The 1,694-nt window shown below is 37.2% G+C and carries 2 protein-coding genes; both read right to left on the bottom strand.

Going from position 1 to position 1,694, the window contains the following annotated elements; all coding sequences use genetic code 11:
- Nucleotides 1–105 precede the first annotated feature (105 nt).
- Complete coding sequence (locus FC65_RS10505) at nt 106–957, bottom strand: alpha/beta hydrolase (protein WP_056972678.1); 852 nt, start codon at nt 955–957, stop codon at nt 106–108.
- A gap of 121 nt (nt 958–1,078) precedes the next feature.
- Nucleotides 1,079–1,630, bottom strand: a complete 552-nt coding sequence (locus FC65_RS10500; protein WP_010496156.1) for a GNAT family N-acetyltransferase — start codon at nt 1,628–1,630, stop codon at nt 1,079–1,081.
- Between the last annotated feature and the right edge of the window lie 64 nt (nt 1,631–1,694).

The raw sequence follows: 1,694 nt of genomic DNA, 5'->3' as shown, positions 1-1,694 counted from the left end.
AGGTATGTTGCACTTGATTTGACAATTCGGGTTCAAAGAATTTTCACCAAATAATGAAAATTCTTTGAAAAAAGTTTCTATGATACTTAAATTGCCAAATCGATCTTATTTTAAGTTAGTCCGAATGAAATTAATGATCAGATCACTGATCTCTGGCTGCATATATAGCTCGTCCATATGTTCTGCACCTTCTAATTCTATCAAGTCGGCTGGATGACCGTTTTCAGTTAAACTTGCATATAATTTTTCAGAATCACTGACAGGTACGACTGCATCCTTAGTACCGTGCAAAATCAAGAAAGGAACTTTATTTTGTCCTACAAATTGAAGCGGATCAGCCCGAGCATCTAGTTTAGGAGCATCTTCAGGCTCCGCACCCAATAAATTACGATACACGAAATCAAAATCATTAGAAGCACTTTTTTGTTTAGCAGATAAGGGGCCCACTACACCATACCACGGGATCGCCTGCGAGACAGCGCTGCTTTCATCCAAGTAGTCTCCCTTATCATATTCTGTCATATTATTAGTCAGAGCTGTCATACTGGCTAAATGTCCACCTGCCGACTCACCCATAACGATGACTTGTTCTTTATTTATTTGATACTTAGCGGCGTGTGCTTTTAAATAACGGATCGCAGCTTTAGCATCCTCAAGTTGGGCCGGCCAATTTGCTAGGTTACTATGTCGATACTCAACACTTGCGACAACAAAACCAGCGCGCGCAAAATCAACCAGATTGGGCAAATGAACATTCTGGTCAACATCCATCCAGCCACCACCTGCAAACCAAACGATTAAAGGCAGCGACTTTTCTTGCTGTTCAAAGTGCCTAATAACCGTTAGCTTTAAATCACGTGTGCTATGCCCTAACCACCCTGGAACTTGTGCATAAGTTACATTATTGTCCTGCCATAAACCAGCACGTTGCTTAGTGACCTTGATTGTTTTTTTCATTCTTGATGTACCTCCAATTAAAAGTTAAAGTAAATTTGATACAATAGATTTATTATAACAAATAATTTACTAACTTTTAATTAAACTTTTTTAAGTTTTAATTATTTGCTGGATCTTAGGGTTAATCTATTACGTGAGAATTTACTACTTTTGCATAGTCTTGACCACAATAATGGTTGATCAACGAAAGATATTCATCGCTAGTTAAAGATTGACCAGTTGCTACTAGAAAATCATAATGAACATCTAGTTCAGCAATTTTAAAACCTGCTGACTGGAACCCATTAGCTTGGTAAAAAGAAAATCTTTTCTTACGAGCTTCATAATCAGCATATTTTGGAGAAACTTCTTCGATCAACAAGCAAACCCTATTTGTCGAATACTTTTCTTTGACTGCTGCTAAAGCTGCACTACCATAACCCTCTCCACGAAGTTCTGGCGCGATAGCTAAAAATCCAATATAAGTCAAATCATTTTCGGTCATACAATAGACCAAACCGACCCACTTTTCATCATCATAAATGCTCCAAAATTCATTATTAGGATCATTAAAATGGCCAAAAAGCAAGTCTGTTGGATACAATTCGTCTACAGGAAAAGCCTGTTGATATAAAGCATATACTTGATCAAAATCTGGCTGGTCGGGATTTGTTAAATTTAACTTCAAGTTCATAATACCTTTGTTCCTCCTTAAAATAAAAAGCATAATGCCCCGATTTAAAATTGAAGTGCAACAC

Source organism: Ligilactobacillus acidipiscis DSM 15836, assembly GCF_001435755.1.
GTDB lineage: Bacteria > Bacillota > Bacilli > Lactobacillales > Lactobacillaceae > Ligilactobacillus > Ligilactobacillus acidipiscis.
Note: the sequence above shows the minus strand (reverse complement) of the source record. Positions and strands in the feature narration are given on the sequence as shown.